Origin of the sequence: Shinella sp. JR1-6, from assembly GCF_004284735.1 — a bacterium.
Taxonomy (GTDB): domain Bacteria; phylum Pseudomonadota; class Alphaproteobacteria; order Rhizobiales; family Rhizobiaceae; genus Shinella.
Map to the genome: position 1 here is coordinate 1 of NZ_SHMI01000064.1, position 8,787 is coordinate 8,787.

7 protein-coding genes and 1 pseudogene are annotated in these 8,787 nt (G+C 61.0%); 3 read left to right on the forward strand and 5 right to left on the reverse strand.

Annotated elements, in window-relative coordinates; all coding sequences use genetic code 11:
• Positions 1-35 precede the first annotated feature (35 nt).
• The 4 genes from EXZ48_RS33510 to choX all read right to left on the reverse strand — a co-directional run bounded on the left by EXZ48_RS33510 (position 36) and on the right by choX (position 5,973).
• A complete protein-coding gene (locus tag EXZ48_RS33510) occupies positions 36-3,086 on the reverse strand; it encodes an RHS repeat-associated core domain-containing protein (protein WP_165909505.1) in 3,051 nt (1,016 codons plus the stop codon).
• A gap of 41 nt (positions 3,087-3,127) precedes the next feature.
• Positions 3,128-4,117 (reverse strand): IS5 family transposase, encoded by a 990-nt coding sequence (locus tag EXZ48_RS33515; protein WP_130521351.1) that lies wholly within the window; start codon positions 4,115-4,117, stop codon positions 3,128-3,130.
• 111 nt (positions 4,118-4,228) lie between these two features.
• Entirely contained in the window at positions 4,229-5,047 is an 819-nt protein-coding gene (locus EXZ48_RS33520) for an alpha/beta fold hydrolase (protein WP_165909506.1), read from the reverse strand.
• Positions 5,044-5,973 (reverse strand): choline ABC transporter substrate-binding protein, encoded by a 930-nt coding sequence (gene choX, locus EXZ48_RS33525; RefSeq protein ID WP_130521355.1) that lies wholly within the window; start codon positions 5,971-5,973, stop codon positions 5,044-5,046. Before choX ends, EXZ48_RS33520 begins: the two co-directional genes overlap by 4 nt.
• Positions 5,974-6,085: 112 nt before the next feature.
• Between choX and betI the strand changes: the two genes are divergently transcribed.
• The 3 genes from betI (at position 6,086) to EXZ48_RS33540 (ending at position 8,268) form a co-directional block, all read left to right on the forward strand.
• Positions 6,086-6,682 carry a transcriptional regulator BetI gene (gene betI / locus EXZ48_RS33530; RefSeq protein ID WP_130521357.1) on the forward strand — a complete coding sequence of 199 codons (597 nt, stop codon included), beginning with the start codon at positions 6,086-6,088 and terminating at the stop codon, positions 6,680-6,682.
• A gap of 199 nt (positions 6,683-6,881) precedes the next feature.
• Entirely contained in the window at positions 6,882-7,061 is a 180-nt protein-coding gene (locus tag EXZ48_RS35165; protein ID WP_165909507.1) for a hypothetical protein, read from the forward strand.
• Between the two features lie 103 nt (positions 7,062-7,164).
• Positions 7,165-8,268, forward strand: coding sequence for an IS110 family transposase (locus EXZ48_RS33540; RefSeq protein WP_130521359.1), 1,104 nt, complete (start codon positions 7,165-7,167; stop codon positions 8,266-8,268).
• A gap of 296 nt (positions 8,269-8,564) precedes the next feature.
• Here the strand turns inward: EXZ48_RS33540 and EXZ48_RS33545 are convergent.
• A pseudogene (locus EXZ48_RS33545) lies at positions 8,565-8,711 on the reverse strand (IS630 family transposase); the annotation flags it as partial.
• Positions 8,712-8,787: the final 76 nt, after the last annotated feature.

Below are 8,787 nucleotides of genomic sequence, written 5' to 3' on the forward strand. Positions count from 1 at the left end.
TAGTGAGCGGACACCTCTTCAGTCATGCCGGTAGACTATCGCCCAGATCCACACCAGCCGGTTAAGGCGACGCCACCGGCATATCGGTTCGTCCCGACGCCCTCCATGGTTGGATCCCAATCATCGGGCGAGATGAACCGCCCATAGGCCGGGTCGTAGTAGCGGGCGTTCAGATACATCAGCCCCGTTTCCGCATCAAGGCGTTCGCCGATATACCCCTTCTGCGTCTGCATCGCCCCGTTGCCGCGCTCGCCATAGGCCGCATAGCCGGTTGCCTCGACGAGACTACCAGCCGCATCCGTCACCTGGCGGACTGAGGCAAGGTGATCGCGATGCAGATACGCCTTGCTCGTTGCGCCCGCCGCGGTTGTCGTCAGCTTGATATCCGGGTGGGGATAGCGGGTGTAGATCTCGCTGCCCGGCGTCGTTCGGTCGATCTCCACATTCGCATTGGCATAGAGCACCTTGCCGAAGGCCCAGCTCTTGATCGCCCGGGCGCCGTCAGGGCCATAGGAGAAGGATACCGTCGAGCCGGATTGCGCCACACTTCCCAGAAGGTTCGAGCGATCCCAGGTCAGCGCTCGGGTCCCGTCCGACAGGAGGTTGCCATTGCCATCGTAGGAAAGCGTCTTCGCACCGATCTGGGTGGCGGCATGCGGGCGCACCGCAGTGCCGTCCGGATAGACATAGGCGCCGGAGACCCGCGTACGGCTCAAGAGGTTGCCGTTCGGTGCGTAGGTGAAGGTTTCATCCAGCGTGTTGTCGCCGGCATTGTCGGCCGTCACCAGGCGACCGAGATCGTCATAAGCATAGGTCCAGCTGTCAGATGCCGTCGCACCGGTGATCGTCGTGATGCGACCCAGCAGATCCCGGCCATACTGGTTCTCCATCAGGACGGTCGCACCCTGCGTCGTTGCCATCCGGTTCAGCCAGCGACGCTGCTGCGAATAGAGGAAGGTCGTCGTCACGCCATTGTCATAGCTGATCGACAACGTCTGACCGTCACCTCTGTAGGTCGCTCCGGTAATGTATCCAGGGACCGTCAGGAGATGGTTTGCGGCAGTGTAGGTCCAGGGTGTGGACGCCGTGCCGACGTTGACGTTGGCCGGCGTATAGGCGATCGACAGGGTCAGATCGGCCTTGCCTTGCCGTTCCACGGTCGTATGCGTGATGCCGTCGATCACCGTCTTCGTCGTCAGCACCGTGCCGCTGCCTGTCAAGCTGCGGCTATAGCTGTGCCTGGCCGCGCTGTTGCTCGACACGGTCAGCAGACCAACGTTGTGGAACGGAGCCGTGCCGACGCCAGCCTCCGCATTGTCATAGGTGTTGGTCGCCGTCGTCGTCGCACTCGCTTCGCCGGCGCCTTTTACCTTTTTCGAAAGCAGGCGCCCGATCTGGTCGTAGGCAAGCGTCGTCACCGCTCCACGGGCATCCGTCTGGCTGACAAGGCGGTTGGCACCGTCATAGGTGTAGGACCAGGTCCCAAGATCCGGATCATTCGCCGTCAGGCGATTGCCCCTGAGATCGTAGCTGTACGTCCAGACCGCACCGCCAGCGTCGCGCACCTTCGTCAAGCGGCCAACCGCATCGTAGATCCGGAATTCCGAGATCCAGGTACCGGCGAGTTCGGTCGCCGAAAGGATGACATTGCCGTCCTTGTCCGTGCCGGTCCGGTGAACCTTGCCTTCCTCGTCCGTCATGCGGATGTTGGTGACCGGAACGCTCTCCGGGCTACCGATCAACCGCTCAAGCAGGACTCGATAAATGTACGTCCGTTCCGAGGCATCGGGATTGACCGTCTTCACGACACGGTTCTGCCAGTCGTACGAGTTGACCGTCCATTGAGCAGCCACCGTATGAAAGCGTGGGAACGCTGTCTGGGCAACATTGCCGCGGGCGTCGTAGACCGTGTCGGTGATCCGCGTTGCTGCGTCCGTGTCCCCAGGCGTTTGCACCCGCCAGGGACGGCCAAGGCCATCATAATAGGTTCGCGTGAAGACATCGCCGGAGCCGGTTGCCAGCGGCTCGTAGGTTACGATCGCCTGGCTTTCCGGATTGCCCATATCCTCGTAGCGGGTGTTGACGTATTTGCCCGTCCCACCGTTCACGTATCCATAAGGCCGGCAGAACACGTCGTATGCGAATGTCTCCGTTGTGCCGTTCCAATCGATCTTTTGCGCCGGCATATCGCAGGCAAAGTTCGGCGTGATCGTCGAAGCGAACCGCGTGTCGGCAGCAAGACTGCCCTTGGCGAAGTACTTTGGCGCCCGCTCCTTGATCACATGCAGACGATAGGTGGCGTCGTAGTCCCACTCCGTGCGGTTGCCTGCCCCGTCCACATGAGACAGCTTGTTACCCTTGCTGTCGTACGTGAACGTGTCGTTGTAGCTGACGGCGGTCGGCGCCAGAGACGTGTTGGATTGAACGACCGTCAAGTTCCCCTTGGTGGGCGGGGTCATGATGTCGGTCGCGCCGTCGTAGTAGAAGGTCTGGTACTGTTCGTAGACCGCCGTTTCCGCCACGAACCCGCCCGAGCGCACGCTACGCAGCCGCGGAAGCGAGACGATGTAGGTGTCCGGGTTCGGAACATACTGCGTCGTCGTCCAGGTTTCGTCGCCCTCCATGTCCATCCGGCCATAGTCGCGCAATTGCGTAACATTGGCGTAGATATTGAATACACGCTCCTGGTGCAGCACCAAGGAGGCTCCGCCCTCGTTCAGGGTCGTATCGGAAGCATTGTTGACGGCTCGATAGGGTGGCGTCGTGTTTTCGAGCGTATAGGTCTCGACCACTGTCTTGCGCGCCACACCCGCACCATCCCGGTATTCGGTCTGCACCGGCTTCCCGACCGCGGCATAGGCCTGGCTGAAGGTCACATCGACACTCGGGCAGGCTGTCTCACCCGATGCACAAGGCAGCTTCGCCGTCAGTCCCGCAAATCCAAGGAACTTGCGCTCCTTGTGGTCGTAGCGACCGCCTCGATAGCTGTATTCCGTCCGGGCGATACCGCCGCGCCCATCCTTCTCAACGATCGCCGAAACCGTCTGCAGCACAGACGACAGCTTCGTGTCAGGGCGTTGGTGCACGGATCGCGCCCATTGCGGAATATGATCTTTGATACGGTCGTTTATGCAGTTGCCTTCTTGCAGCGGACGGATTTCGGGCGTGCGCATGCGAACATACGATTGAGGATGGCACAGCCGACAACAACCTCGGTCTGTTGCGCTCCAAAGGATCGCGCCCGCAGGCGGCGTCCGATCAGCGACTTGTATCGTCCGATGGCGGACTCGGCGAGCGAACGCTTGCCGTAGCCGGTGGCAGCTTGCCATTTCATCCGCCCGTTGGTGTTGATCGCCTCGATATGCCGGTCGCGCTGGTTGGCGGTCTCCGTATCCGAGCGGTTGACCGCGTTCGAGCGCGGCGGAATAATTACCGTAGCGCCGACGCTATGCTTAGTGACGACGTCGTAGGTCGGCTTACCGTCATAGGCGCCATCGGCTGTAAATTGCCCGATCGAGGCGTCGATCTGGTCGAGCAGCGGCCCCACCTGCGAGGCGTCGCCGGTATCCTGGTCGGTCATGACGTGGGCTATGATCTCGCCGCTGTCGGCATCTATTGCCAGATGAAGCTTGCGCCATCCCCGCCGCGACCTGCCACCGTACTTTTCCTCCAGCCACTGGCCGGCGCCGTAAACTTCAAGCCCAGTGCTGTCGATGAGGACGTGGATAGGTCCTTCTGCGGAAACGGAACGGCCTTGCCGCCTGTCAAAGGGTCGTTCCGTCCGTGCCCGTCGGCTCAGCGTCGTATGATCGGGCACGGCGAGACCCAATCCCATCAATTGCAGCACCGATGTCAGCAAGCCCTCTGTCTGGCGCAGCCGCAAGCCGAACACCAGGCCGAGCGTCAGAGTGGTTTCGATCGCCAAATCGGAATACCGCGACTGGCCACCGCGCGTCGTCCGCTTCGGCGCCTGCCACGAACACAAGGCTTCGGGTGTGATCCAAAGCGTCAGACCACCACGCCGGCGAAGGCCTGTCTCATACTCCGGCCAATTCGTCACCTTGAACTTCATCTTGCCGATGCGATGGCGGCGGGCAGCTTTGTGTTTGAAAGGCATGAAGGTAACGAACCGTATATTTCAATCACCGCTCAACTACACCATCTCCGCAAAACGATCCGTGCACCAACGCCATGGCGGCCCATAGCACCTACGACTGGAGATCGGTACTCAGCCGGAGTTCTCTTTCATGAAAGCCGCCAGGGAGGCGGCCACGCGGGCAGGTGCCTCCCAATGCGGATTATGGCTGTGGCCGACAAGGACCTCCATGGCGGCGAGCGGGAAACCCGCCCGCAATGCTGCCCAGTGAGGCGCGTCGAACAGCGCGTCCTCGTCCCCCGCCAGAAGCAGGACCGGCGCGGTCACCGCCGCGGGAACCTGCGACAGGTCGGCGGTCTCCAGCATGGCATAGAGTGCCTGCCATACAGCGGCGGGGATCAGGGCCGCCTCCCGCGCGAGCCATTGCAGAAACGCCTCATCGACAGGAAGGGAACACTTATGCCATGCCCGCAGGAACGGGCTGTCCGGATCGATGGGATCGGTCAGCGCGGCGATATCTGCACCGAGCACGGTTTGCGTGAGAAGCGAGGGCGTCAGGCTGCCGCAGATGCTGACGAGAGCATTGACGCGTGCGCGATGCCGCGCGGCGAGCACCAAAGCGGTGATGGCACCCATCGAATGGCCCACGACAGTGAAACGCGCAATGCCTAGGGCATCGGCCAATTCTATGATGTCGTCGGCCAGCCGCTCCAGACTGGGCGAAGGCACCGCCGTCGACAGGCCATGCCCCGGCAGATCCGGCATGACCAGCCGATATCCCGCAAGGTACGGTTCAATCAGCGACCAGCTCCGGCTGCTGTCGGTATAACCGTGCAGCAGGAAGAGCGGGACATCGCCTGCCCCGCTCTCGATGAAGGCAAGGCGGCGTTCGTCGCGCGTCGTCAAAACACGCTTGCGACCGTTCCAGCTAGCCTGATCGGTCTCGATCAAAGGTCGAGCGCCTTCTTCACCGCCTCCAGGCCCGGCGCGCCATCGACTGTGGTGACGCCGGCAAGCCAGGCGTCAAGCCGTTGCGGTTCTTCGCCTATGGCCTTGCGGCCGGCATCTTCCGGAGCGAGGCCGTCGGTCATCAGGTAACCCATGCCGCGGTTCTCAAAATCGATGTCGAAGGTGAGGTTTTTCAAAAGCTGCGCGACGTTCGGGCACTCCGCGAGATAGCCCTTGCGGACCTGTGTGGAGACCGTGGCCGCGCCGAAATCCGGGCCGTAGAACTTGTCTCCGCCGGTGAGGTAGCGGATCTCGTAGGCGGTATTCATCGGATGCGGCGCCCAGCCCTGGAAGACGAAGAACGCCTTCATGTCGATATGGCGGGCAAGCTCGGCCAGCATGCCCTGCTCGCTCGATTCCACGACCTCCCAATCCACAATGCCCAGCGACGGATCCGCGATGGCATCCAGCATCAGCTGGTTGGAGCCCGGCTCGATGCCGTACATCTTCTTCTCGAACTTGTCGACATGGGTCTTGAGGTCGGCGAAATCCTTCACGCCGGCATCCCAGACATAGGCGGGAACGGCGAAGGTGTATTTGGCGCCCGTCAGGTTCTGTCTGACGGTCTCGACGGAACCGTCCTTCTCATAGGGCGCGAAATAGGTCCGCATCGCCGGATCCCAGTAGCCGAGGAAAACATCGAGGTCCTTGTTCTTGAGGCTCAGGTAGATGACGTCGATGCCGAGCAGGTCGCTCTGTGTCTCGTAGCCGAGCGCATGCAGCAGCGACTGCGCAACGCCGGTCGTGAAGGCGAGATCGTTCCAGCCGGGTTCGGCGAGGCGCACCTTGCGGCAACTTTCCTGTTCGGCCGCCTGGGCGGCTCCAATCGTCATGAGGCATGCGGCGGCGCAGGCGATGGCGCGTTTCATCGGCGTTCCCCTTTTTGAACGTTGTCCGATTGGATCATAAATTGTCCAATGGGACATTCCTTGAACTTTGCGGTAAGAATGTCAATATCCCCGCAGAGAAAGCAGGAATCACATGGCGGCAAAGCTCACCAAGCTGGTCGATATCAGACGTAAGGAATTGCGGCAGGCGGCCTTTGAAGTACTGCAACGCGAGGGCATGGCCGGTGCGACCTTGGAGAAAGTCGCCGCCCACGCTGGCGCCTCCAAGGGCATCGTGCTGCACTATTTTCGCAACAAGCAGGAGCTTTTCGAGCAAGCGATGCGCGAAGCGAACGCCAATCTGCGTGACGCAGTCGCCGAACGGCTCCGGAAGGCGAAAACCCCGCGGCAGCGGCTCAACGCCATTATCGAGGGAAATTTCGACGAGCGCTTCTACCAGCCGTCCATTGCCCATGCCTGGCTGTCGCTGTGCGGAGAAGTTCCTCGCGAGCCGCAGCTTGCCCGCATTCAGGCCGTTATCCACGCCCGCATGCACTCCAACCTTCTGTCAGCGCTAAAGCCGGTGCTCCCGGAAAACCAGGCTCGCCAGACGGCGCATCTTATCAGTGCACTCATCGACGGGCTCTGGCTGCGCCTCGGCCTGCATTCCGGTGGCATTTCAAGGGACGAAGCCCTCACCCTGATGCAAGACTTCATCGAACGCCAAGTCCCTCCAGAAATACAGGACTGAGGTATCCTCGGAGCCTCGTAAATGTGCTCCGGAGATCGCATAATGTATCGACTGGAATTCTTGAGGCAGACCGCGCCGGCCAGCCGCGGGCGTTTGCCAATCAGGAGATTCGGCCGTTGCGAATGGCTTGAAGCTCAGCGAGGAAGGCAGTTGCAACCTCGGTCGCTTCAGATGCGTCCACGGGAGCGACGTCCAGGCCATGCGCAGCTCTGTTCATCGCGTGAAGAGCGCCTCGAAATTGGTCAGCGGTTTTCGGCGCAAGCCCGAGGCGTTGGAGTTCGGCAAGCATCGGACCAAGCGCCGTAGGTCTCTCGCTGTCAGTTTGGTCGGCCATCAACAACCGGATTTCACGCTCGATTTCTATGCGGAGCTTTACTAGACTAAATGTTCGCCTGGGGCTGGGTGACCCGTCTCACAATATGCAGGTATCGAGGGTTGCGAGAGCGATCCTCTCGTAGAGCCTGATGCATAGGAGACGGGCCATGGGCGAGACTATCACATACGTCGGATTGGATGTTCACAAAGAAACGATTTCGGTGGCGCTTGCCGATGGCGGTAAGCGCGGTGACGTGCGCGCGTTTGGCCAAATCGTAAACACGCCAACGGCCTTGGCCCGCATGCTGGCGAAGCTTTCACAGTCGGGCCGGACCCTGAAGTTTTGCTACGAAGCAGGGCCTTGCGGCTACGGCATTCAGCGGCAGCTGTCTGCCGCTGGCCATGACTGCGTGGTCGTGGCCCCGTCTTTGATCCCTCGAAAGCCAGGCGATCGCATCAAGACGGACCGTCGCGATGCCAATAATCTGGCAAGGCTTCATCGCGCTGGGGAGCTGAGCGCAGTGTGGATCCCCGATCGCGCCCATGAGGCGATGCGTGATCTGGTGCGGGCACGCCTTGCTGCCGTACGCAGCCTGCGACAAGCGCGCCAACAACTCAGTGGATTTTTATTGCGCCACGGCTGCCATTATGGCCGTCCAGCCTGGACGCAGATGCACCGCCGTTGGCTGGCTGGTCTTCGCTTCGAGCAACCAATCCACCACATTGTGCTCGAAGATCATCTCGCCACGATCGAGGCTGCGACGGACCGGCGCGACCGGCTGACGAAGCAAATCGAGATAATGTTGAGCGAGTGGTCGTTGGCACCCGTCGTCCAGGCGCTGCAGTCGCTCCGCGGCATGGCTTTGCTGACCGCTGCGACGATGATTGCCGAATTGGGTGATATCAGTCGCTTTACCAATCCGCGTCAACTCATGGCCTATCTGGGGCTCGTACCATCAGAGCATTCGAGCGGCGCAACTCGACGCCAAGGCGGCATCACGAAAGCGGGAAATGGAACGGCCCGGCGCATGTTGATCGAGGCGGCCTGGAGCTACCGGTTTCCGGCAAGGGTGAGCCGCGACCAGTTAATCCGCCAGGAGCAACTTCCAAAAACGGTTCGCGACACGGCATGGAAGGCGCAGGAGCGGCTCTGCGGCCGCTATCGCAAGCTGACGAAGGCCGGAAAGCCGGCCACGACCGTAACCACGGCGATCGCGCGCGAATTATCGGGCTTCGTCTGGGCGATTGCATGCCAGGTTTCAACGCGTTGAACATCGCCAAATCTTAGGAAAGCAAAGAGGAAGAGTAACGAACCCATCAGAAAGCCATGTGCACCTGGGCAAGGCTGGGGGCACGGTCACGGCAGGAGAACCCTCGCTTCCACTATCAGCCGGATATATCCGACGCTGGCTTCTAGACCGAGGACGCTCCGCGACGCATCAGGTCCGGCGGTAACCAACCCGCGCATCAGAGCATGATCAACCGTCGTTCATTGACCGTGCCTCCTGCCTTCCCCAGGACGCACTCATACGAAACACGACGTCCGAGAAATCGGCCGGGAGAATTTCTATTCCTGCCGCTTGAAAAGGCGAACATGAGAGTGGATGGAGTCTAACGCTTGGTGCCCGCGTTTAACGGCAGCGATGATCTTGTCGGGATCGGCGGTCCAGGTGAAGGGCTTGGATTGTTGGTTGTGCTCTGTAAGGAAGCGGTGGTGGCGTCGCCTTAACCGGCTGGTGTGGATCTGGGCGATAGTCTACCGGCATGACTGAAGAGGTGTCCGCTCACTA